The following is a 23,605-nucleotide window of genomic DNA, read 5'->3' as shown; positions in this document are numbered from 1 at the left end:
GGTTACCGGGCCGTCGCACCCTGCCCTGGCGCCTCGCGCTCATCCAGCATCACCCACAAGGGCCATAGCGCCAGCATCCCGCCGATTCCCGCCAGTACGGCGAAGTGCAGCAGGCTGGCACCTGCTCCGATCATTGCCAGCACCGCGCCGCCGAGCCCCAGCAAGGTGATGGTGATCATGCCCAGCATGGCCGAGACCAGGCCCTTGCTCTGGTCACTCGAGAACAGCGTGAGGCGGTACAGCACCGCATTGGCGACGCCAAGGCCCAGCGCGTAGAGCGAGAGCCCCGCCACCAGGCTGGTCACGGTGGGCCAGATCCACGTCAGCAGGACCATGGCGCACAGCCCCAGCAGGTAGGGCCAGAGCGCGCCACGCACAAGGCTGGCCAAGGGGTGGCGGTCGGCAATGCGGTTGATGATCAGGTTGCCCGCGATCAAGCCTCCGAACACCGGCAACTGCCACAGCGCGTAGTCCAGCGTGCTCAAGCCCTCGTCATGGATCAACAGCACCGGTGACAGGCCGATCCAGCCAATCAGCGGCAGGCTCACCAACCCCAGGGCAGCGCTGCCGGCCACGAATCGCCGGTTCGCCAGCAGCCGGCCGTAGCCTGACAGCAAGGGCAGCAGCTCGATCGGCGTGAACGGCAGGCGCGAGCCGTCGCGGCGTAGCACGCCCAGGGTCTCGGGCATGAAACGGTACAACGCCAGCCACGTCAGCACCGCGCCCACCGCCAGCGCCACGAACAGCCAGCGCCAGCCCATCATCTCGAGCAGCAAAGTGCCGACCAGCGGACCGAGCAGGGGCGATAGCAACGCGATATTGGCCAGCAATGCCATCATGCGCACCGCATCGGCCTCGCTGAAAGCCTCGTTCAACGCGGGATAGCTGACCGTGACCACGAAGCCCAGGCCGATGCCTTGCAACAGGCGCAGCAGGTTGAACAGGCCGATGTCCTCTACCCAATAAGTGGCCAGGCAGGCGCTGCCAAATACCACGCAACCGATGAGCAGCAGTGGCCGGCGCCCGTAGCGGTCCGCCAACGGGCCGATCAGCCATTGCAGCACCACGCCACCGAGCAGGTACAGGTTGAGCGCGTGCGGAATGAATTCGGGACTGGCATTCAGGTCGCCGACCACCGTGGGCATCGCGGGCATGATCACGTCACTGCCCAGGTAGGTGAGGAGCTCGAAAAGGGCCAGGGTAAGGGCGAAGCCCAAGGCTCGCAGAGGGGTGATATTGATAAGCGGGGTCATGGCGGGGTATCGGGTCGTGTCACAGGACTGGGGTATATGCCAGAAAACCGCTGTTTATGCCATGAACAAATAGGGGCGGCACAAGGCCGCCCCTACAGGATGCAGCGCTGCCTAGTGCGCCGCTGGCGCTTCCTGCACCACGCGGATCACCCGCTGCGGGAACGGGATCTCGATGCCCTCGGCCTTGAGCCGGTCGCGGGTCTGCTCATTGAGCATGAACATCAGGCTCCAGTAATCCGGCGTCTTCACCCACACCCGCAGCGACACGGTGATCGAGCTGTCACCCAGCTCCGAGACCACGGCCTGTGGCGCGGGCTCCGGCAGTACGCGCGGGTCCTTGGCCAGGTCGAGCAGGACGGCGCGGGCCTTCTGCAGGTCAGCGTCGTAATCGACCCCGACGTTGAACACTACCTGGCGGGTCGGCTGGCGGTTGTAGTTGGTGATGATGCCGTTGGACAGGCCGCCGTTGGGAACGATCACCGTCTTGTTGTCGCCCGTACGGAGCACCGTATGGAAGATCTGGATGGTATCGACCGTGCCACTGACACCCTGCGCTTCGATCCAGTCGCCGAGGCGGAATGGGCGGAACAGCAGGATCAGCACACCACCTGCGAAGTTCGCCAGGCTGCCCTGCAACGCCAGGCCGATGGCCAGGCCCGCGGCACCGATGGCGGCGACGAACGAGGTGGTCTCGATACCGATCATCGAGGCCACGCTGACGAACAGCAGGATCTTGAGGATGATATTGGCCAGCGTACTGATGAAGCTCTGCAGTGCCGCGTCGGAATTGCGCAGCCCCACCAGCTTGCCGAGGCGGTCGCTGAGCTTGTTGGTGATCCACCAGCCGATAGCCAGCGTTACCAAGGCCAGCAGCACCCGGCTGCTGTATTCCATGATCAACGGCAGCCAGGCCTGGGAGGTCCTGACCAGCTGATCCACTTCAGCGTTCAAATCCATGTTCGTCTCCTGATGCGATGCGGCGTGAAACAGTAAAAGCAGGCCGCCGAGGATGCGGCGGCCACAGGGAACTGGGACATCAGGGTCTACCCCAGGTTCCTGGCGAGCCGATCAGTCGCGGAAGTTGTTGAACTGCAGCGGCATCTCGAACTCCTTGGCGCGCAGGGCGGCGATGGCCTCTTGCAGGTCGTCGCGTTTCTTGCCGGTGACACGTACCTGCTCACCCTGGATGGCGGCCTGGACCTTGAGCTTGGCGTCCTTGATGTGCGCGACGATCTTTTTCGCCAGCTCCTTGTCGATGCCTTCGCGGAACTTGGCTTCCTGTTTCATTTCCTTGCCGGAGGCATAGGCGTCCTTGACCTCGAGGCACTTGACGTCGATCTTGCGCTTGACCAGGGCCAGGCGCAGGATCTCGACCATGGCCTCGAGCTGGAAATCGGCCTCGGCGGTCAGCAGGACGGTCTGTTCCTTGTCCTTGAACTCGAAGGTGCCTTTGCCCTTGAGGTCATAGCGACGGTCCAGTTCCTTGACGGCATTCTCGACCGCGTTGGTGACTTCGTGCTTGTCCAGTTCCGATACCACGTCGAACGAAGGCATGGTTGTTCTCCAAATAAAAAACGCGCGCTCGTCTGAAGATGGAGCGCGGCGGGTTTGACGGTTAAAATGCGGACTCATTATAAACGGTTGCGAAACGCAGATGAGCAGCACCTGGCATATTCTCGGCGCCGGTAGCCTGGGCAGCCTGTGGGCCTGCCGGCTGGCACGCGCCGGCAAGGCGGTACAACTGGTCCTGCGCGACCGGCAGCGCCTGCAGGCCTACGAGGCGGCGGGCGGCCTGACGCTGGTCGAGCACGACCAGTCCAACCACTACGCGATCCCTGCGCAAATCCCCGAGGCCAGCGGCCCGATCCACCGCCTGGTGCTGGCGTGCAAGGCCTACGATGCCGCGCCCGCGATCGCCCGCCTGGCGCCGCGCCTGGTGCCGGGGGCGGAGCTGATCCTGCTGCAGAACGGCCTGGGCAGCCAGGACGAGGTCGCCGAGCAGGCGCCGCACGCGCGCTGCATCTTCGCCTCCAGCACCGAGGGCGCCTACCGCGAGGATACCTGGCAAGTCCGGTTCGCAGGCCATGGTTTCAACTGGCTGGGCGACCCGGCCAACCCCTTGGTGCCGGAGTGGTTCGATGACCTGCATGACGCGGGCATCCCCGCGCAATGGACCGTCGATATCCTTACCCGCCTGTGGCGCAAGCTAGCGCTGAACTGCGCCATCAATCCGCTGACCGTGATCAACGAGTGCCGCAACGGCGGGCTGCTGGAGCATCCCTGCGAAATCGCCACCCTGTGCACCGAGCTCAGCGAGCTGTTGCAACGCTGCGGCCAGCCCCAGGCTGCCGAAGACCTGGCCGACGAAGTGCAACGGGTGATCCAGGCCACCGCGGCCAACTACTCTTCGATGTACCAGGACGTGCGCGGCGGACGCCGCACCGAGATCCATTACCTGCTGGGGCACGTGTGCCGGGTCGCCGCCCGTCACGCCCAGGCGCTGCCGCACCTGGAACGGTTGCAGCGGCGACTGGTCGATAACCTGAAGTCACGCGGGCTGCCCGGCGACTGATCCGGGCTCTGCCCTGCCCTTTCATCCACTGATGCGGACGCTGCCTTGCCCATGACCCTGCGCCAACGCCTGGACAATCTCCCGGTCGGGCAAAAACTGCTGGCGGCGTTGCTGGTGCTGCTCGTCACCATCCTGCTGGTGGCCAACCTGACCTTCATCAGCGCCGCCTACTGGATCACCCAGGAAAGCATGGCGCCCCAGGCCTTGCAGACCATCGGCCGACTGGTATCCAACCCACAGCTGGCCGCACGTGCCGGTGACTCGCCGGAAAACGCCACGGCCTTGCTCGACGAGCTCGACAGCTACTCGCCACTGCGCGCCGCCGCACTCTATGGCGGTGACGGCAGCATGCTGGCGCAGTTGCAGCACGGGGTGCCGCTGGCCCTGCCCAAGCGGTTCCGCAACATCGATGGCTGGCGCCTCACCGAGTTCCGCAGCACCCAGCTGATCCGCCTGCCGCGTCCCGGCAAGCCGCCTGCCCATCTGTTGCTGGTGGCCAGCAGCGAGCTGCCGACAGCCTTCTACACCGGCACCCTCACCGCCAGCCTCGGCATCCTGGTGTTCAGCGTACTGCTGTGGCTGGTCGTTGCCCGGCAGATCAAGCGCCTGATCACCCAGCCGATCTATCAGCTCGAAGAAGTGTCGCGCCAGGTGACCCGCGAGGAGAACTACGCGCTGCGTGCCCGCCGCGGCAACGACGACGAGATCGGCAGCCTGGCCGATGCGTTCAACACCATGCTCTCGCGCATCGAGGCGCGCGAGCAGCAGCTCAAGCGCACCCGTGACGAGTTCCAGGATGCCTTCGACCAGGCCCAGGGCCTGGCCGAGGAAACCCGTCACACCAACCGCAAGCTGGAGCTCGAAGTCCAGGTCCGCAGCAAGATCGAAAAAAAGCTCACAGGCTTTCAGAACTACCTCAACAGCATCATCGACTCCATGCCCTCGGCCCTGATCGCTCTGGACGAGCAGCTCTATGTCACCCAGTGGAACCATGAAGCCACGGTGCTTTCGGGCACGCCGCTGGACGAGGCGCTGAACCAGCCGATCTTCCTCGCCTTCGAGCCACTCAAGCCGTACCTGACGCAGCTCAGGGAAAGTGTCGAGAAGCACCGGGTGGCGAAGATCGAGCGGGTGACCTGGACCCAGGGCGACGACGCTCGCCACTATGCCCTGACCTTCTACCCCCTGACCGGCGGTGGCGGACGCGGCGTGGTAATCCGCATCGACGACATCACCCAGCGGCTGTCGCTCGAGGAGATGATGGTGCAGTCCGAGAAGATGCTCTCGGTCGGTGGCCTGGCCGCTGGCATGGCCCACGAGATCAACAACCCGTTGGGCGCGATCCTGCACAACGTGCAGAACATTCGACGCCGCCTGTCGCCCGAGCTGCCGCGCAACCAGCAGCAGGCCGACGAGCTTGGCCTGGACCTGATGACCATCAACCGCTACCTGGAGACTCGCGAAGTGCCGCAACTGCTTGACGGTATCCAGCAGGCCGGGGCGCGGGCGGCCAAGATCGTCACCCACATGCTCAGTTTCAGCCGCCTCAGCAACCGCCAGCTCGCGCCCTGCGACTTGCCCGGGCTGATCGATCAGGCCCTTGAAATAGCCGGCAATGACTTTGACCTGGCCATCGGTTTCGACTTCCGGGGCCAGGCGATCGTGCGCCAGTTCGACCCCAGCCTTGGGCCGGTACCCTGCACCGCCAACGAGCTGGAGCAGGTACTGCTGAACCTGCTGAAAAACGCCGCCCAGGCCATCCATCAGCGCCCGGATGGGGCCGAGCCCGGCCGCATTACCCTGCGTACCCGCCTGAATCCGCCCTGGGCGGAAATCCAGGTCGAGGACAACGGGGTGGGCATGCCCGAGGCCGTGCGCAAGCGCACCTTCGAGCCCTTCTTCACCACCAAGGAGATCGGCCAGGGCACGGGCCTTGGGCTGTCGGTGTCGTACTTCATCATCACCAACAACCACAAGGGCCAGATGGAGGTGCAGTCCACGCCGGGGCAAGGTACCTGCTTCACCCTGCGCCTGCCCCTTGCCCCGCCCGCGCCTGTGGCGCAGTCCTAGAAGGAGTCATGACCATGGGCTTTCGCCTGTCGAAGATCTATACACGTACTGGAGACAAAGGCGAAACCGGCCTGGGCGATGGCCGCCGCGTACCCAAGGACCACCCGCGCATCGAAGCCATTGGCGAGGTGGACAGCCTCAACAGCCAGCTCGGCCTGCTGCTGGCGGGACTTGCCGAGCAAGGACTGAGTGAGGTGATCGAGGTTCTGGCGCCCTGCCAGCACCGGCTGTTCGACCTGGGGGGCGAGTTGGCGATGCCGACTTACCAGGCGCTGGGCCAGGTGGAAATCGACCGGCTGGAAGCGGCGATTGACCGCTGGAATGACGAGCTCGGGCCGCTGGAGAATTTCATATTGCCCAGTGGGTCGGCGCTGATTGCACAGGCGCATGTGTGCCGCAGCGTGGCGCGCAGTGCCGAGCGGCGGTGCCAGCAGTTGAACCGGGAAGAGCCGTTGGCAGGGGTCGGGTTGGCGTATATCAACCGGCTGTCCGACCTGCTGTTCGTCGCGGCGCGGATCATCGGGCGGCGGCAGGGGGTGGCGGAGGTGTTGTGGATGGCGGCCATGAAGCCGTAGCAGGGTTCTGCACTGCCTGTACCGACCCCTTCGCTGGCTTGCCAGCGAAGGGGCTGGAAGGATCAAAGAAGGTTTCAGATCTCGGGCCAGAACGCCCGGATCCCTGCAACCCCTTGCGCCCCAACCTGCCAGGCACGCTCGCGATCATCGGGGCCAACGCCACCCAGCAAGAACACCGGATGCCGGAATCCATCGATCAGCCGCTGCGCCTGCTCCCACCCCAGCGGCACCGCCTCGGGATGCGTCTGCGTCGCCTGCACCGGTGACAAGGTGACAAAGTCCACGCCCATCTGCTCGGCCAGCGCCAGCTCTTCAGCGCTGTGGCACGATGCTGCCAGCCAACGCTCCTTCGGGAATGGCCGCCCCTTCGCCGCGTACTTGCGCAACTGCGCAGCCGTCAGGTGCCAGCCGGCAGAAGGGAAATCACCCAGCCACTCCAGCGGACCCTTCAGCATCAGCTGAGCCTTGCCCGCGCACAGCCCTGCGGCATCCACGGCTACATCGCGGTACTTGGGGTCGTACATGTCCGGTGCGCGCAGCTGGACCAGCTTGATCCCACCGGCGACCGCCTTCTGGATGCCACGCAGCATCTGCGGTACTTCCAGGTCTTGCGGGGTGATCAGGTACTGGTCGGGCAGCCTGGCCGCGGCCACGATCGGCTGGTTCGCCTCGGGGAACTCATACTGCCCCAGCTCGCGCGGCGAGACCCACGCCAGTGGCTGGCCCTCGGCGCCGTGCGGTTCACCGTTGAAGGCCGAAACTTCCCAGACATCGAGCAGCACGTGCTTGTCGGGGTAGTCATGTCCCACCTTGATCAACGGCCGCGAGGCAGTCACCTCGATGCCCAGCTCCTCGCGCAGCTCGCGTGCCAGCGCCGCGACGATGGACTCGCCCTCCTCGACCTTGCCGCCGGGGAATTCCCACAGTCCGCCCTGGTGCTGGGTATCGGCACGGCGGGCAATCAGGATCCGGCCATCGGCGCCGCGGATCACCGCCGCCACTACATGAATGCGTTTCACCCTGCCCGCTCCGCCAGTCCCGCTTTGCGCCAGGCCTGGAAGGCCGGCCATTGGTAGATCGTCTCGATATACAAGGCAGCCTCGGCAGGCACGTCGACCCGGTAGGTACGCAGGCGCACGGCCACAGGGGCGAAGAATGCATCAGCCAGGCTCGGCTTGCCGAACAGGAAGGGGCCGCTTTCCTTGGCCGCCAACCGGCACTCGGACCACAGCGCGACGATGCGGTCGATGTCCACCTGCACGTCCAGTGGCATGTTTTCCAGCGCCTGTGAGCGCGAAAGATCGAACGGCATGTGGCTGCGCAGGGCGGTAAAGCCACTGTGCATCTGCGCGCATGCCGAGCGCGCCTGGGCACGGGCGGCGACATCGGCCGGCCAGAGCTGGGCCTCGGGATGGCGTTCGGCGAGGTATTCGGCGATCGCCAGCGAATCGGCGATGATGCCGTGCTCGGTCTTGAGCAGCGGTACCTTGCCGGTCGCGGAGAGGGCGAGAATCCGTCCCCGGGTATCAGGCTGGTTGAGCTTGATCAGGGTTTCTTCATAAGGCACACCGGCAAGCTCGAGGGCCAGGGCGCCACGCAGCGACCAGGAAGAGTAGAGCTTGTCGCCGATGATCAGTTGATAGCTCATGGTTCGGCTCCAGAAGAGGGATGAAACCTGCTGCCGACAAAGCCTCCACCGAGGTGGCCTTGCCGGCGCTCAGTGGATCAGGTCCGGTATTCAGCGTTGATCTTCACGTACTCGTGGGACAGGTCGGTGGTCCAGATCGTTTCGCTGCACTGGCCACGGCCGAGTTCGATGCGGATGGTGATCTCTTCACGGGCCATTACCTCAGCCCCCTGCGCCTCGGTGTAGCTCGCGCTGCGTCCGCCCTTGCTGGCGATGCAGACATCGCCCAGGTAAACATCGATCAGGCTGACGTCGAGCTGCGGCACACCGGCACGGCCGACGGCGGCGAGGATGCGGCCCCAGTTGGGGTCGGAGGCGAACAACGCCGTCTTGATCAGCGGCGAGTGAGCGACGGCATAGCCGACGTCCAGGCACTCCTGGTGATTACCTCCACCGTTGACTTCGACGGTCACGAACTTGGTCGCGCCTTCGCCATCACGCACGATGGCCTGGGCCACTTCCATGCACACTTCGAACACGGCTTTTTTCAACGCTTCGAACAGTGGGCCGCTGGCTTCGGTGACTTCGGCAACCGCAGCCTTGCCGGTGGCGATCAGCATGCAGCAATCATTGGTCGAGGTATCGCCGTCGATGGTGATGCGGTTGAACGACCTGTTGGCGCCGTCGAGCATCAGGTCCTTGAGCACCGCAGGGGCAACCTTGGCGTCGGTGGCGATGTAGCCGAGCATGGTGGCCATGTTCGGGCGGATCATGCCGGCGCCTTTGCTGATACCAGTGACCGTGATGGTCACGCCGTCATGCTGGAATTGGCGGCTGGCACCCTTGGGCAGGGTGTCGGTGGTCATGATGCCGGTGGCGGCAGCGGCCCAGTTGTTTTCCGACAGGTCGTCCAGGGCTGCCTGCAAGGCGCCTTCGATTTTCTCGACGGGCAGTGGCTCACCGATCACGCCGGTGGAAAACGGCAGCACCGCGCTGGCATCGACACCGGTCAGTTCGGCGAGCTTGGCGCAGGTGCGCTCGGCTGCGGCCAGGCCCGGGGCACCGGTACCGGCGTTGGCGTTGCCGGTGTTGGTCAGCAGGTAGCGTACAGGACCCTGCACGCGCTGCTTGGCCAGGATGACCGGTGCCGCGCAGAAGGCATTGAGGGTGAACACGCCGGCAACGCTCGCGCCTTCGGCGCAGCGCATCACCACCACATCCTTGCGCCCTGGGCGCTTGATGCCCGCAGAGGCGATACCCAGTTCGAAACCCGGAACCGGGTGCAAGGTTGGCAAAGGACCCAGACCAACAGCCATGAAATCGCTCCTAGAAAAGTATGTCGCCAAGCCGGCGGCCAGGCTTGAAAGGGGCCGCGATGCGGCCCCTTCGCGGCACAAGGCCGCTCCCACAGGTTCTGGGCTGACTCCGGTAGCGAAGTGAGTTCAGGACACTGTGGGAGCGGCCTTGTGCCGCGAAGGGGCTGCAAGGCAGCCCCGGGATACACGCACTACAACAGCGATCAGTCGATCTGGCCGTGGCAATGCTTGAACTTCTTGCCCGAACCACACCAGCACGGCTCATTGCGGCCCAGCTTCTGGTCGTTGCGCACGGGCGCGGCAGCGACCGCCACTTCAGCGCCTTCTTCCTGCGGCTCCGCAGCCTCGAGCCCTGGGGCCTCGGCGTGCTGGAACTGCATGCGGCCGGCCAGCTCCTCGGCTTCGCGGCGCAGACGGGCCTCTTCCTCGGCCGGGTCTTCGCGGCGAACCTGAACGTGCGAGAGCACGCGGATGGCATCGCGCTTGATCGAGTCGAGCAGCTCCTGGAACAGGGTGAAGGACTCTCGCTTGTATTCCTGCTTCGGGTTCTTCTGCGCATAGCCGCGCAGGTGAATGCCATGACGCAGGTGATCCATGGTCGACAGGTGATCTTTCCACAGGTCGTCCAGCACGCGCAGCAGGATCTGCTTCTCGAAGGTGCGCAGCGCCTCTTCGCCAGCCTGCTCTTCCTTCTCGTGGTAGGCGGTGATCAGTTCGTTGAGCAGCTTCTCGCGCAAGGTCTCTTCATAGAGCTTGTCGTCTTCGTCGAGCCACTGCTGGATCGGCAGCTTCACGGCGAAGTCGCTGGCCAGTGCCGCTTCCAGACCCGGCACGTCCCACTGCTCGGGCAGCGATTGCGGCGGGATGTGCTGGCTGATGGTGACGTCGAGCACTTCCTGGCGGAAGTCCTTGATGGTGTCGCCAATGTTCTGCGCAGCCAGCAGGCTGTTGCGCATGTGGTAGATCACCTTGCGCTGTTCGTTGGCGACGTCATCGAATTCGAGCAGTTGCTTGCGGATGTCGAAGTTGCGGCCTTCGACCTTGCGCTGGGCTTTTTCGATCGCGTTGGTGACCATGCGATGCTCGATGGCCTCGCCGGACTGCATGCCCAGGGCCTTCATGAAGTTCTTCACGCGGTCCGAGGCGAAGATGCGCATCAGGCTGTCTTCGAGCGACAGGTAGAAACGGCTCGAGCCAGGATCGCCCTGACGGCCCGAACGGCCACGCAGCTGGTTGTCGATACGGCGCGATTCATGGCGCTCGGAGGCGATGACGTGCAGGCCGCCCGACTCGATGACCTGTTGGTGGCGCTTCTGCCAGTCGGCCTTGATCTGCGCGACCTGCTCGTCACTCGGGGCTTCCATGGCCGCGACCTCGACTTCCCAGTTACCGCCCAGGAGGATGTCGGTACCGCGGCCCGCCATGTTGGTGGCGATGGTCAGCGCACCCGGGCGGCCGGCCTGGGCGATGATCTCGGCTTCTTTCTCGTGGTACTTGGCGTTGAGAACCTTGTGCGCGATGCCTTCCTTGGTGAGCAGGCTGGACATGTGCTCGGAGGTCTCGATGGTCGCGGTACCGACCAGAACCGGACGCTCCAGGGCCATGCTCTCCTTGATGTCGGCAATGATCGCCGCGTACTTCTCGTCGGCAGTCAGGTACACCAGGTCGTTGAAGTCTTTTCGCGCCAATGGCTTGTTCGGCGGGATGACCATCACGTTGAGCTGATAGATCTGGGCGAACTCGAAGGCCTCGGTGTCAGCGGTACCGGTCATGCCGGAGAGCTTGTTGTAGAGGCGGAAGTAGTTCTGGAAGGTGGTCGAGGCCAGGGTCTGGCTCTCGGCCTGGATGTTCAGGTTTTCCTTCGCCTCGATGGCCTGGTGCAGGCCCTCGGAGAGGCGGCGGCCCGGCATGGTGCGGCCGGTGTGCTCGTCGATCAGCAGGACCTGGCCATCCTGGACGATGTACTCGACGTTGCGATGGAACAGCTTGTGCGCGCGCAGGCCGGCATAGACGTGGGTCAGCAGGCCCAGGTTATGCGACGAATACAGGCTCTCGCCCTCGCCCAGCATGCCCGACTGGGCGAGCATCTCTTCGATGAACTGGTGACCGGCCTCGTTGAGCTCGACCTGGCGGCTCTTCTCGTCGATCTTGTAGTGGCCTTCCTGGGTGACCTCGCCTTCGACTTCCTCGATGTGCTGCACCAGGCGCGGGATCAGGCGGTTGATCTCGATGTACAGCTTGGAGCTGTCCTCGGCCTGGCCAGAGATGATCAGCGGGGTACGGGCCTCGTCGATAAGGATCGAGTCGACCTCGTCGATCACCGCGAAGTTGAGCTCGCGCTGGAACTTCTCGTCCACGCTGAACGCCATGTTGTCGCGCAGGTAGTCGAAACCGAATTCGTTGTTGGTGCCGTAGGTGATGTCAGCGGCGTAGGCGGCGCGCTTCTCTTCCGGTGGCTGGAAGGGCGTGACGACGCCCACGGACAGGCCAAGGTATTCGTACAGCGGACGCATCCAGTTGGCGTCGCGGCGGGCCAGGTAGTCGTTGACCGTGACCACGTGCACGCCCTTGCCGGACAAGGCATTGAGGTACACCGCCAGGGTTGCGACCAAGGTCTTGCCTTCGCCGGTGCGCATCTCTGCGATCATGCCCTCGTGCAGGGTCATGCCGCCGATCAGCTGCACGTCGAAGTGACGCATGCCCATGACGCGCTTGCCCGCTTCGCGGCAGACGGCGAAGGCTTCGGGCATGAGCTGGTCGAGGGTTTCGCCTTTGGCCAGGCGCTCTTTGAGCGCTGCGGTCTTGTCGCGCAGCTGCTCGTCGGAGAGGGCCAACATCTGCTCTTCGAAGGCATTGACGATGCTCACCGTCTTGAGCATGCGTTTGACTTCACGCTCGTTCTTGCTTCCAAAAAGTTTTTTTAACAAAGGCGCAAACATATTGGCAGGATCTTCCACACATAGGGATGGAGGGCGGCCCCGTGAGTCGCCCGAGCAGCCCTAAAGGCCGCATGCGAACGAGCATTCTACCCGGAAACGATGGTGAGGAAAGTGGTGGATTTCCTTCATGCTGGCACAGCGCTTTGACGGGGCATTTCTTAGATGAGGGCATTTGGTGCAAGTTCAAGCCCCCCCTGAAATGGTGCGGGCCGCGGGTCTGGCAACAGGATCGGCTCAAGGCCGATCTGGTAAGATGACCCGTTCTGTAACCTCTGGTGTCATCCCCAATGGCGTATACGCCCTCGCCCGCCCTTCTGCCGGCCGCCTTGCTGCGCCAGGCCCGACCACTGAAGGCCCTGCTGAACCAGGCCCAGCGCCTGTCCCAACTGCAGCGCCTGGTGGAAAGCCAGCTGCAACCGGCTGCCCGCGAGCATTGCCATGTGGCGTCCTGGCGAGAGGGTGTTCTCCTGCTGGTGGTCACCAATGGGCATTGGGCCACTCGGCTGCGTTACCAGCAGAAGCGCTTGCAGCGGCAGTTGCAAGTGATGGATGCGTTCTATGGCTTGCAGCGCATCTCCTTCAAGGTGCAGCCTCCGGCGTTCCACGAGCGTCCGGCCGGCCCGGGCCCGGCGTTGTCCGGCAATGCCGCGCAAAGCATCCAGTCGACCGCCGAAGGCATCACCGACCCCAAGCTGCGCGCCGCCCTCGAGCGCCTCGCCCGGCATGCGCCGGAGCTTTAGGACAGGAATAAAAAAGGCCACCCGAAGGTGGCCTTGAAGAACTAGAGAGTGTTCGAACTTACACCGCCGCAACGGGACGCATGTAAGAGATCGGTGCCGTACTGGCATCTTCGAAGGTGACCACTTCCCAGGCATCGGTTTCGGCGATCAGCTTGCGCAGCAGCTGGTTGTTCAGCGCGTGTCCGGACTTGTAGCCCTTGAACTCGCCGATCAGGCTGTTGCCGAGCAGATACAGGTCGCCAATGGCGTCGAGGATCTTGTGTTTGACGAATTCGTCTTCGTAGCGAAGACCGTCTTCGTTCAGAACGCCGTCGGTGTCTACCACGATGGCGTTTTCTACACTGCCGCCAAGCGCGAGGTTGTGCTTGCGCAGGTACTCGATATCGCTCATGAAACCGAAGGTCCGGGCGCGACTGACTTCCTTCACGAAGGAGGTGCTGGAAAAGTCGACACTGGCACTCTGGGTCCGGTTACGGAAAGCCGGGTGATCGAAGTCGATCTCGAAGCTCACCTTGAACCCGTCGAAAGGCATGAAGGTAGCGCGCTTGTCGCCGTCCTCCACAGTCACTTCGCGCAGGATGCGGATGAACCTCTTGGCTGCGTCCTGTTCTTCCAGGCCGGCAGACTGAATCAGGAATACAAAGGGCCCTGCGCTACCGTCCATGATCGGAACTTCCGACGCGGAGAGCTCGACGTAGGCGTTATCGATGCCAAGGCCAGCCATGGCCGAAAGCAGGTGCTCTACCGTGTCGACCTTTACGTCGCCATTGACCAGCGTCGTCGACATGGTGGTTTCGCCAACGTTTGCCGCACGAGCCGGAATCTCGACCACTGGATCGAGGTCGGCGCGGCGGAAGACGATGCCGGAGTCCACAGGGGCAGGCTTGAGGGTCAGGTAGACCTTCTCACCGGAGTGCAGGCCGACGCCTGTGGCACGGATGGTATTCTTCAGGGTGCGTTGTTTAATCATGGCATTGGCCGCTTCAGCGCAATTTGCGAACTGGTATCAACAAAGACTGGGGATGATAACAGACCCTGCCTTTGCTGAATACCAATCACCTTTATACCCCTGATAAATTCCATCAATCAGCCTGACGACGCAGGAAGGCCGGGATGTCCAGATAATCAAGGTCATCCTGAGGGTTGAGCTTGGCGGCTGCCGCAGCGCCCGCATGCGCCTGGTTGCGCATGACGGTCGGACGCTCCAGGTCGCGGTAGTTGACCGAAGGCTCGTGGCGCGAAGGTGCCGGGGCCGAAGCCTCGTACGCGGCGGCAGCGCTTTGCAGCGTGTTGTCGATGACCTTGACCGGTTTCTCGATGCGCGCGCCCAGGCCGGTGGCCACGACGGTCACGTGCAGTTCGTCACGCATGTCCGGGTCGATGACGGTACCGACCTTGACCATTGCGTGATCGGAGGCGAAGGCCTCGATGATGCTGCCCACGTCCGAGTACTCGCCCAGCGACAGGTCGGGACCAGCGGTGATGTTGACCAGAATACCGCGCGCACCCTGCAGGTTGACGTCTTCGAGCAGCGGGTTGCGGATGGCTGCCTCGGTGGCTTCACGTGCACGGTTCGGGCCGCTTGCGCAGCCGGTACCCATCATCGCCATGCCCATTTCGCTCATGACAGTGCGCACGTCGGCGAAGTCGACGTTGATCATGCCTGGACGCTTGATGATGTCGGAGATGCCGCGGACGGCCCCGGCCAGTACATCGTCGGCCTTGGCGAAGGCGGACAGCAGGCTGGCGTCCTTGCCCAGGATGGTCAGCAGCTTTTCGTTAGGGATGGTGATCAGCGAGTCAACGCTGTCAGCCAGCGCGCGGATGCCTTCATCGGCGATCTGCATGCGCTTGCGGCCCTCGAACGGGAACGGACGGGTCACCACCGCAACGGTGAGGATACCCATCTCTTTCGCCACTTCGGCAATGATCGGCGCAGCACCGGTACCGGTACCGCCACCCATGCCGGTGGTAATGAACACCATGTTGGTGCCCTGGAGCACTTCGGCGATGCGCTCACGGTCTTCCAGCGCGGCCTGGCGGCCGACTTCAGGGTTCGCACCGGCACCCAGACCCTTGGTCACGCCAGTACCCAGCTGCAGGATGGTGCGCGCGCCGATGTTCTTCAGCGCCTGTGCATCGGTGTTGGCGCAGATGAATTCCACGCCTTCGATGCTGCTCTTGACCATGTGGTTGACGGCATTGCCACCACCACCACCAACACCGATCACCTTGATGACCGGACTTTGCGGGACGTTGTCTACAAGCTCGAACATTTTCCCTCTCCTTTCAGTTCTCTAGTTTTTCTTGCGCCTACCACTACTGCTTTGAAACTTAGAAATTGCCCTGGACCCAGCGCTTGAATCGCTCAAGCACTGGAGCCTTCGGTTCATCGCCATAGCTGTTGCTGCTGTTACCCGTCAGGGGCACGCCGTCGGCCTGCTTCAGCAGGCCGTAGGTCAGCAAGCCCACGCCGGTGGAATAAATCGGGTTGCGCACCACGTCACTCAGGCCGCGGACGCTGTGCGGCACGCCAAGGCGTACCGGCATGTGGAAGATCTCCTCGGCCAGTTCCACCGCGCCTTCCATCTTGGCGGTGCCGCCGGTCAGGACGATGCCCGCGGGCACCAGGTCCTCGTAGCCGCTGCGGCGCAGCTCGGCCTGGATCAGCGTGAAGAGCTCGTCGTAACGCGGCTCGACCACTTCGGCCAAGGCCTGGCGCGACAACTCGCGCGGAGGACGGTCGCCGACGCTTGGCACCTTGATGGTCTCGCCGGCACCGGCCAGCTTGGCCAGGGCGCAGGCGTAGCGGATCTTGATTTCCTCGGCGTACTGGGTCGGCGTGCGCAGGGCCATGGCGATGTCGTTGGTGACCTGGTCGCCGGCGATCGGGATCACGGCAGTGTGACGGATCGCACCTTCGGTGAAGATGGCGATATCGGTGGTGCCGCCACCGATGTCCACCAGGCACACGCCCAGTTCCTTTTCATCGTCGGTCAGCACCGAGTAGGCCGAGGCCAACTGCTCGAGGATGATGTCGTCGATCTCGAGACCGCAGCGGCGCACGCACTTTTCGATGTTCTGGGCGGCGTTGACCGCGCAGGTGACGACGTGGACCTTGGCTTCCAGGCGCACGCCCGACATGCCCAGGGGCTCGCGCACGCCCTCCTGGTTGTCGATCACGTAGTCCTGCGGCAGGGTATGCAGCACGCGCTGGTCAGCTGGAATGGCCACGGCCTGGGCCGCATCGAGCACGCGCTCCAGGTCGGCGGTGCTGACCTCGCGGTCGCGGATGGCGACGATGCCGTGGGAGTTGAGGCTGCGGATATGATTGCCCGCCACGCCGACAAATGCCGAGTGGATACGGCAGCCTGCCATCAGCTGCGCTTCTTCGACAGCGCGCTGGATCGACTGCACCGTCGACTCGATGTTCACCACCACGCCTTTCTTCAGGCCGCGCGAGGGATGAGTGCCGATACCCACGATCTCCAGGGTACCGTCCTCGCTCACTTCGCCCACCAGCGCCACCACCTTGGAGGTGCCAATGTCCAGCCCGACGATCATTTTGCCGCTATGCGCATTTGCCATGGTCCTGCCTCTCTCTAATTCTTCGCAACGGCGGATTGGGCCGTCGTCGGTGCAATCGGTTCCCGCCAGCCAACGGCCAGGCCATTGGCATAGCGCAGATCGATGCGGGCGATGTTGGTGATCTGCTCTTTGAGTGTCTTGTCGTAAATGGCAATGAAGCGGCGCAACTTCTCCACCAGGTGGTCACGCCCGAGCAGCAGCTCGATACCAGGACCGGCACTGCCGGCGCCAGTGGTCAGGAACCAGCTGCCGCGCTCGCGCAGTTCGAGGCGGGCGATGGAGAACCCGAGAGGGCGCAGCATCTGGCTCAACACCTGGTACTGCTGCATGACTTGTTGCTGCGCCCGCTGCGGCCCGAAGAGCTGCGGCAGGTGCTCGTAGTTGGCAAGCTCACGCGGGGTGAATGCCTGGCCCTGGTTGTTGAGCAAGGCTTCATCGCCCCAGCGCGCCACCGGGAGCTGTTCTTCGAGGCGGATCACCACTTCGTCAGGCCAGACGCGGCGCACTTCGGCATGGGCAATCCATGGCATCTGCTCAAGCTCGGCGCGCATCGCGGGCAGGTCGACACTGAAGAAGCTTGCCGCCACGTATGGCGCGATCCGCTGCTGCACTGCCTGCTGGCTGATGTAGCTGAGGTCGCCCTGGACGGCGATCTTGGTGATCGGACGGTCGGCATAAGGCATCAGGCGCTGCGCGCCTTCATACGCGCCAAACCCTGCGGCCACCAGCAGGACCGGCCAGAGCAGGCGCTTGAACACGCTGAAGTTGGCCTTGGAAAGGCGCGCCGAAAGTGGCTCTTCGGCCACCATACGGCTGGCACCGCGCGGCACCGGCTTGCTTCGACCGGGGGCGGGTTGCTGATGACGTAACATCGCGCCTTGCATGATGATTAACCTCGCGTCTCGACGCTTGCCGCCAGGATCGCCAGCACCAGTTGCTGGAAGTCCAGGCCGGCAGCGCGTGCCGCCATGGGTACCAGGCTATGGTCAGTCATGCCTGGTGCGGTGTTGACTTCGAGCAGCCAGAACCGGCCCTGCTCGTCCTGCATCACGTCCAGACGGCCCCAGCCCTCGATGCCGATGGCATCGCAGGCACGCGCGGTCAGGTCGATCAGCTCCTGTTCACGGTCAGCGTCCAGCCCGCACGGAATACGGTACTGGGTGTCATTGGCCAGATACTTGGCGTCGTAGTCGTAGAACGAATGCGGGGTACCCAGGGCGATCGGCGGCAGCACCTGCCCGCGCAAGGTCGCCACGGTAAATTCCGGACCGTGAATCCATTGCTCGACCAGGACTTGCGAATCGTAGGTGGCGGCCTCTTTCCAGGCGGTGACCAGCTCTGCAACGCTGTTCACCTTGGCCATGCCGATACTGGAACCCTCATGGGCGGGTTTGACGATAAGCGGGAAGCCCAGTTCCGTGCCCGCGCAAATACAATCGGCTTCACTGCCCAGCACCGCATGACGCGGGGTGGGAATACCAAGGCTCTGCCACACCTGCTTGGTGCGCAGCTTGTCCATGGCCAGGGCCGAGGCGAGGATGCCGCTGCCGGTGTAGGGAATCCCGAGGCACTCCAGCAGGCCTTGCATGCTGCCGTCTTCACCGCCACGGCCGTGGAGAATGATGAAGGCGCGGTCGAGTTTTTCCTGTACCAGGCGAGCCAGCAGGTCATCGCCGACGTCGATGGCGACCACGTCGACACCGGCGCTGGTCAGCGCCTCGATCACCGCGGCGCCGGACTTGAGCGAGACTTCACGCTCGGCGCTCTTGCCGCCATAGAGCACGCCGACCCGGCCGAAGGCTTTCGGGTCGAGGGTCGAACGCAGGGAAGCGTAATCCGGCTTGATCATTTCGACTTCCCCTGGTTGACCACGGCACCGGCGAACAGCGGGCTCTTGAGCAGTTGCGGGGCGAGGCCGCCGATGTCACCGGCGCCCTGGCACAGCAGGATGTCGCCAGCACGCAGCAGCGGCTTGACCAGCGGTGCCAGCTCCACGCCACGCTCGATGTAGATCGGGTCGAGCTGGCCACGCTGTCGGATGCTGTGGCACAGCTGGCGGCTGTCTGCGCCCGGGATTGGCTCTTCGCCGGCCGGATAGACTTCCATCAACAGCAGCACGTTGGCATCGGCCAGCACCTGCACGAAGTCGTCGTACAGGTCGCGGGTACGGCTGAAACGGTGCGGCTGGTAGACCATCACCAGGCGACGCTCAGGCCAGCCGCCACGGACGGCCTTGATCACTGCGGCGACTTCGGTCGGGTGGTGACCGTAGTCGTCGACCAGCATCACGCTGCCGCCCTCGACGGGCAACTCGCCATAGACCTGGAAACGTCGACCTACACCCTGGAAGCCCGACAGGCCCTGGACGATCGCCTCGTCGCTGATGCCTTCGTCGGTAGCGATGGCAATGGTCGCCAGGGCATTGAGCACGTTGTGGTTGCCCGGCATGTTGACCGACACATCCAGCGGCTCGCGATCACGGCGCAGTACGGTGAAGTGGGTCTGCATGCCCGACTGGCGCACATTGATCGCACGCACGTCGGCGGCTTCGCCGAAGCCATAGGTCACGGCCGGGCGCTTGACCTGCGGCAGGATCTCGCGCACCACCGGGTCGTCCAGGCAGACTACCGCCAAGCCGTAGAACGGCAGGTTGTGGAGGAACTCCACAAAGGTCTTCTTCAGCTTGTTGAAGTCGCCTTCGTAGGTCGCCATGTGGTCGGCGTCGATGTTGGTGACCACGGCCACCAGCGGCTGCAGGTGGAGGAAGCTGGCATCGCTCTCGTCGGCTTCGGCGATCAGGTAGCGGCTGGTGCCGAGCTGGGCATTGGTACCCGCGGCATTGAGGCGGCCGCCGATGACGAACGTCGGATCAAGGCCGCCTGCGGCGAACACCGAGGCCAGCAGGCTGGTGGTGGTGGTCTTGCCGTGGGTCCCGGCGACGGCGATGCCGTGACGGTAGCGCATCAGCTCGGCGAGCATCTCGGCGCGCGGCACTACCGGGATACGACGCTCCAGGGCCGTGGCGACTTCCGGGTTGGCGGTGTTGACCGCGCTGGAAACCACCAGCACGTCAGCGTTGGCCGCGTTCTCGGCACGGTGACCGACGAAGATCTCGGCACCGAAGGATTCCAGGCGCTCGGTAACGGGCGAGGCCTTGAGATCGGAGCCCGACACCTGGTATCCCAGGTTCAGCAGCACTTCGGCAATCCCGCACATGCCCACGCCGCCGATGCCGACGAAGTGGATACGGCGGATACGGCGCATTTCAGGCTGCGGCATGGCTTTCTGGTTCTCAACCATGGGCCACCTCCAGGCAGATGTCTACGACGGTGCCGGTAGCGGCAGGCTTGGCCAGGCGCCGTGCGGTGGCGGCCATGGTGTTGAGTTTCTCGGGTTGCATCAGCACCTCGTTCAGGCGTTCAGCGAGCTGCGCTGCGCCAGTTGTCGCTTGTGGCATCAGGAAGGCGGCGCCTTCACGAGCCAGATAATGGGCGTTGTGGGTCTGGTGGTCGTCGATCGCATGGGGCAACGGCACCAGCATCGAGGGCAGGCCCGCCGCGGCGAGTTCGCTCACCGTCAGGGCGCCGGCCCGGCACACCACCAGGTCGGCCCAGCCATAGGCATGGGCCATGTCCTTGATGAAGGGCTCTACCTGAGCCTCGACACCGGCTTCTCGGTAACGCTCGGCGGTCACCGGCGCGTGCTGCTTGCCCGCCTGATGGAACACTTCGGGCCTGACATCCTCGGGCACTCCGGCCAGGGCCTGGGGCAGCAGCTTGTTCAGAGGTTCGGCGCCCAGGCTGCCACCCAGCACCAGCAGCCGCGCGCGGCGACCGGTCAGTGTGGCGCGGCCTGGCTCGAGAAACAGCTCCGCACGCACCGGGTTGCCAGTGGTACGGCGCTTGTCGCTGGCGCCAAAGGTATCGGGGAAGGCTTCGCAGACTCGCCCTGCCAGCGGCACCAGCATCCGGTTGGCGGTGCCGGCGCGGGCATTCTGCTCGTGGATCACCAGCGGCACGCCGCACAGCCGCGCGGCCAGGCCACCAGGGCCCGTCACGTATCCGCCGAATCCAACCACGCATACCGGCTTGATCTGGCCAATGATCCGCCGTGCCTGCAGCACGGCCTTGACCAGGGTCAATGGCGCCTTGAGCAACGACAACTTGCCTTTGCCGCGCAGGCCGCTGACCTGGATCAGGTGCAGGGGCAAACCGGCCTGCGGTACCAGCTCGTTCTCGATCCCGCGCGGGGTACCCAGCCAGTGCACGCTGTAGCCACGCGCCTGGAACTCGCGGGCACAGGCCAGCGCCGGGAACACATGGCCCCCGGTGCCGCCTGCCATGATCAGTACATTCTTGCCGTCAGCGGCCATGTTGCGCCTCCTCGGCAAAATCGCTCTCGTTGAATTCGTGCTCTTCGCTGCCCAGGTGCGTGCGGCTCTCCCACTCGATGCGCAACAGCAAGCCGACGCAGGCGCAGCAGATCACCAGCGAGCTGCCCCCATAGCTGAGGAACGGCAAGGTCAGGCCCTTGGTCGGCAGCAGACCGACGTTCACGCCGATATTGATCAGGAACTGGCCGATCCACAGGAAGGCCAGGCCGAATGCCATGTAGGCGGCAAAGAACTGCTTGGCTTTTTCGGCCCACAGGCCGATGTACAGGGCGCGGACGGTGACGAAGACGAACAGGCCCACGGTCAGCAGCGATCCGATCACTCCCAGCTCCTCGGCAAGTACCGAGAACACGAAGTCGGTGTGCGCTTCGGGCAGATAGAACTGCTTCTGTACGCTGTTGCCCAGGCCCACGCCCAGCCACTCGCCGCGGCCGAAAGCGATCAGCGCCTGGGTCAGCTGGTAGCCGGAACCGAACTGGTCCGACCAGGGATCGGTGAAGGTGATAAGCCGTGCCATCCGGTAGGGCTGCGCCTGCACCAGCACGAACACCGCGACCACGGCCAGCACAACCATCAGGCTGAAGCGGAACAGCCCTACCCCCCCGAGGAACAGCATGGCCGCCGCCGCACCCATCATGACTACGGTGGCGCCGAAGTCCGGCTCCATCAGCAGCAGGCCGGCCATCGGCAGGAGCACGATGAACGGCTTGAAGAAACCCATCCAGCTTTCGCGTACTTCCTGCTGGCGGCGCACCAGGTAGCCCGCGAGATAGATCACCACGAAGACCTTGGCGATCTCCGACGGCTGCACGTTGAAGAAGCTGAAGCCGATCCAGCGCATCGAGCCGTTCACTTCGCGGCCGATGCCAGGCACCAGCACCAGCACCAGCAAGGCGAATGCACCGACCAGCATGGTGAAGCCCATGCGTTGCCAGGTCGCGATCGGCACGAGCATGGTCACTCCGCAGGCGACCAGGCCGATGGCCACGTACACCAGGTGTCGGAACATGTGATACAGCGGGTTTCCCGACTGCACCGCGGCCACTTCCGAAGAGGCCGAGGTGATCATGACCAGGCCAAGGCCCAGCAGCGCCAGACAGCCAGCGAGGAAGGCGAAGTCCAGGTCGATGCCACGGCCGCTGATCAGCGGCGACGGGTACGGCTTGATGATGTTGAAAATCATGCCAGCCCTCCCACGGCCTGGGCGAACAGGCGCCCACGCTCTTCGAAGTTCCTGAACATGTCCAGGCTGGCGCAGGCCGGCGACAGCAGCACGGCGTCGCCCGCCTGGGCCAGTCCGGCGCATTGCTGCACGGCCTCATCGAGTGTTTTCACGCGGATCAGCGGCACGCTGTCTCCCAGCGTCTGGGCGAGCCTTTCGGCGTCGCGTCCGAGCAGCACCACGGCACGGCAGTAAGTGGCGACCGGCTCGCGCAGGGCGCTGAAATCAGCACCCTTGCCGTCGCCGCCAGCGATCAGGACCAGCTTGCCGTCGACATCGACACCCAGGCCTTCGATGGCCGCCAGGGCAGCACCGACGTTGGTGGCCTTGGAATCGTCGTACCAGTTCACACCATCGCGCTCGCGCACCCACTGGCAGCGATGCGCGAGACCGGCGAACTCGCGCAGGCTTTCGAGCATCGCATCGAACGGCAGGCCTGCCGCATGCCCCAGGGCCAGGGCAGCCAGGGCATTGCTCTGGTTGTGGGCCCCGCGGATTTTCAGCTCGCGCACCGGCATCAGTGCCTGGAACTCGAACGCGAGGTATTTCTCGCCATCCACTTCGCGCAGGCCAAACGACTTGAAGTCCGGGGCGTTGAGACCAAAGGACCAGCATGGCCGGCCCTCGACAGGCAACGGCCGGCTCAGCGCGTCCTGGCGGTTGACCACGACCTGGCGCGCGCCCCGGAAGATCCGATGCTTGGCCAGGTGATACGCCGGCAACCCGCTGTAGCGGTCCATGTGGTCTTCGCTGATGTTCAGCACAGTGGCCACTTCAGCGTTGAGCTGGTCGGTGGTTTCAAGCTGAAAACTCGAGAGCTCCATGACGTACAGCTCGACACTGTCGTCGAGCAGGTCCAGCGCTGGCGTGCCGAGGTTTCCGCCAACGGCGACGCGCTTGCCGGCCTTGGCCGCCATCTCGCCTACCAGGGTGGTCACGGTGCTCTTGGCGTTGGAGCCGCTGATCGCAACGATGGGGGCCTTGGCGTAACGGGCAAACAGCTCGATATCACCCGACAGCCGCACGCCGCGGGCCGCCGCCTGCTGCAAGGCAGGGGTCGCCAGCGCGAGGCCCGGGCTCACGTAGAGCTCGTTGGCACGGCAGAGGAAGTCCACGTCCAGCTCGCCACAGCGCACCTCTACCTGCGGATAGTCGCGCCGCAAGGTGTCCAGCTCCGGCGGCTGCTCGCGGGTGTCGGCGACTGCAAAGGCAATGCCCCGGCTCGCCAGGAAGCGAACCAGGGACATGCCGCTCTTGCCGAGGCCGACAACGATGCGGAAGTGGTCAGAAGCGATCAGTGACACGCTCAT

20 protein-coding genes are annotated in these 23,605 nt (G+C 64.3%); 4 read left to right on the top strand and 16 right to left on the bottom strand.

What is annotated here, in order from left to right; all coding sequences use genetic code 11:
- Positions 1 to 2: 2 nt before the first annotated feature.
- The 3 genes from AC0ZZU_RS03845 to AC0ZZU_RS03835 all read right to left on the bottom strand — a co-directional run bounded on the left by AC0ZZU_RS03845 (position 3) and on the right by AC0ZZU_RS03835 (position 2,807).
- Complete coding sequence (locus AC0ZZU_RS03845) at positions 3 to 1,253, bottom strand: MFS transporter (RefSeq protein ID WP_476339240.1); 1,251 nt, start codon at positions 1,251 to 1,253, stop codon at positions 3 to 5.
- A gap of 111 nt (positions 1,254 to 1,364) precedes the next feature.
- On the bottom strand, positions 1,365 to 2,210 hold the full coding sequence (locus tag AC0ZZU_RS03840) for a mechanosensitive ion channel family protein (protein ID WP_476339239.1): 846 nt from the start codon (positions 2,208 to 2,210) through the stop codon (positions 1,365 to 1,367).
- 111 nt (positions 2,211 to 2,321) lie between these two features.
- Entirely contained in the window at positions 2,322 to 2,807 is a 486-nt protein-coding gene (locus AC0ZZU_RS03835) for a YajQ family cyclic di-GMP-binding protein (protein ID WP_158459974.1), read from the bottom strand.
- A gap of 100 nt (positions 2,808 to 2,907) precedes the next feature.
- Between AC0ZZU_RS03835 and AC0ZZU_RS03830 the strand changes: the two genes are divergently transcribed.
- From AC0ZZU_RS03830 to AC0ZZU_RS03820, 3 genes are read left to right on the top strand one after another with little or no spacing between them, the layout of a single operon-like run.
- On the top strand, positions 2,908 to 3,825 hold the full coding sequence (locus tag AC0ZZU_RS03830; protein WP_476339238.1) for a putative 2-dehydropantoate 2-reductase: 918 nt from the start codon (positions 2,908 to 2,910) through the stop codon (positions 3,823 to 3,825).
- Positions 3,826 to 3,876: 51 nt separating this feature from the next.
- Positions 3,877 to 5,895: an ATP-binding protein gene (locus AC0ZZU_RS03825; RefSeq protein WP_476339237.1), complete on the top strand. Its 2,019-nt coding sequence runs from the start codon at positions 3,877 to 3,879 to the stop codon at positions 5,893 to 5,895.
- Between the two features lie 14 nt (positions 5,896 to 5,909).
- Positions 5,910 to 6,470 carry a cob(I)yrinic acid a,c-diamide adenosyltransferase gene (locus tag AC0ZZU_RS03820; protein ID WP_476339236.1) on the top strand — a complete coding sequence of 187 codons (561 nt, stop codon included), beginning with the start codon at positions 5,910 to 5,912 and terminating at the stop codon, positions 6,468 to 6,470.
- A 74-nt stretch (positions 6,471 to 6,544) separates the two neighbouring features.
- On the opposite strand, the gene AC0ZZU_RS03815 is transcribed toward AC0ZZU_RS03820, so the two are convergent.
- From AC0ZZU_RS03815 to secA, 4 genes are all read right to left on the bottom strand, one after another.
- Positions 6,545 to 7,489: a Nudix family hydrolase gene (locus AC0ZZU_RS03815; RefSeq protein ID WP_476339235.1), complete on the bottom strand. Its 945-nt coding sequence runs from the start codon at positions 7,487 to 7,489 to the stop codon at positions 6,545 to 6,547.
- Complete coding sequence (locus AC0ZZU_RS03810) at positions 7,486 to 8,118, bottom strand: glutathione S-transferase family protein (protein ID WP_476339234.1); 633 nt, start codon at positions 8,116 to 8,118, stop codon at positions 7,486 to 7,488. The genes AC0ZZU_RS03815 and AC0ZZU_RS03810 overlap by 4 nt, the downstream gene beginning before the upstream one ends.
- A 77-nt stretch (positions 8,119 to 8,195) precedes the next feature.
- A complete protein-coding gene (gene argJ, locus AC0ZZU_RS03805) occupies positions 8,196 to 9,413 on the bottom strand; it encodes a bifunctional glutamate N-acetyltransferase/amino-acid acetyltransferase ArgJ (protein WP_476339233.1) in 1,218 nt (405 codons plus the stop codon).
- 203 nt (positions 9,414 to 9,616) lie between these two features.
- Positions 9,617 to 12,352, bottom strand: a complete 2,736-nt coding sequence (gene secA / locus AC0ZZU_RS03800; RefSeq protein ID WP_476339232.1) for a preprotein translocase subunit SecA — start codon at positions 12,350 to 12,352, stop codon at positions 9,617 to 9,619.
- Positions 12,353 to 12,639: 287 nt separating this feature from the next.
- Here secA and AC0ZZU_RS03795 point away from each other — a divergent pair, with 287 nt between their 5' ends.
- A complete protein-coding gene (locus AC0ZZU_RS03795; RefSeq protein WP_476339231.1) occupies positions 12,640 to 13,092 on the top strand; it encodes a DUF721 domain-containing protein in 453 nt (150 codons plus the stop codon).
- Positions 13,093 to 13,150: 58 nt separating this feature from the next.
- Here the strand turns inward: AC0ZZU_RS03795 and lpxC are convergent, their stop codons facing one another.
- From lpxC to murD, 9 genes are all read right to left on the bottom strand, one after another.
- Positions 13,151 to 14,062, bottom strand: coding sequence for a UDP-3-O-acyl-N-acetylglucosamine deacetylase (gene lpxC, locus AC0ZZU_RS03790; RefSeq protein ID WP_158459966.1), 912 nt, complete (start codon positions 14,060 to 14,062; stop codon positions 13,151 to 13,153).
- A 112-nt stretch (positions 14,063 to 14,174) separates the two neighbouring features.
- Positions 14,175 to 15,368, bottom strand: coding sequence for a cell division protein FtsZ (gene ftsZ / locus AC0ZZU_RS03785; protein ID WP_158459965.1), 1,194 nt, complete (start codon positions 15,366 to 15,368; stop codon positions 14,175 to 14,177).
- 58 nt (positions 15,369 to 15,426) lie between these two features.
- The gene (gene ftsA / locus AC0ZZU_RS03780) at positions 15,427 to 16,680 is read right to left on the bottom strand and encodes a cell division protein FtsA (protein WP_476339230.1); all 1,254 of its coding nucleotides are present in this window, start codon (positions 16,678 to 16,680) and stop codon (positions 15,427 to 15,429) included.
- A 14-nt stretch (positions 16,681 to 16,694) separates the two neighbouring features.
- Positions 16,695 to 17,564 carry a cell division protein FtsQ/DivIB gene (locus AC0ZZU_RS03775; protein ID WP_476339229.1) on the bottom strand — a complete coding sequence of 290 codons (870 nt, stop codon included), beginning with the start codon at positions 17,562 to 17,564 and terminating at the stop codon, positions 16,695 to 16,697.
- A gap of 5 nt (positions 17,565 to 17,569) precedes the next feature.
- Entirely contained in the window at positions 17,570 to 18,529 is a 960-nt protein-coding gene (locus AC0ZZU_RS03770) for a D-alanine--D-alanine ligase (protein WP_476339228.1), read from the bottom strand.
- Positions 18,526 to 19,980, bottom strand: a complete 1,455-nt coding sequence (gene murC / locus AC0ZZU_RS03765) for a UDP-N-acetylmuramate--L-alanine ligase (protein WP_476339227.1) — start codon at positions 19,978 to 19,980, stop codon at positions 18,526 to 18,528. The genes AC0ZZU_RS03770 and murC overlap by 4 nt, the downstream gene beginning before the upstream one ends.
- The gene (murG, locus tag AC0ZZU_RS03760) at positions 19,973 to 21,052 is read right to left on the bottom strand and encodes an undecaprenyldiphospho-muramoylpentapeptide beta-N-acetylglucosaminyltransferase (protein WP_476339226.1); all 1,080 of its coding nucleotides are present in this window, start codon (positions 21,050 to 21,052) and stop codon (positions 19,973 to 19,975) included. Before murG ends, murC begins: the two co-directional genes overlap by 8 nt.
- Positions 21,042 to 22,256 (bottom strand): putative lipid II flippase FtsW, encoded by a 1,215-nt coding sequence (gene ftsW, locus AC0ZZU_RS03755; protein ID WP_476339225.1) that lies wholly within the window; start codon positions 22,254 to 22,256, stop codon positions 21,042 to 21,044. The genes murG and ftsW overlap by 11 nt, the downstream gene beginning before the upstream one ends.
- Positions 22,253 to 23,599, bottom strand: coding sequence for a UDP-N-acetylmuramoyl-L-alanine--D-glutamate ligase (gene murD, locus AC0ZZU_RS03750; RefSeq protein WP_476339224.1), 1,347 nt, complete (start codon positions 23,597 to 23,599; stop codon positions 22,253 to 22,255). The genes ftsW and murD overlap by 4 nt, the downstream gene beginning before the upstream one ends.
- Positions 23,600 to 23,605 lie beyond the last annotated feature (6 nt).

The sequence above is a fragment of the Pseudomonas sp. JE3303 genome (genome assembly GCF_056312565.1).
Note: the sequence above shows the minus strand (reverse complement) of the source record. Positions and strands in the feature narration are given on the sequence as shown.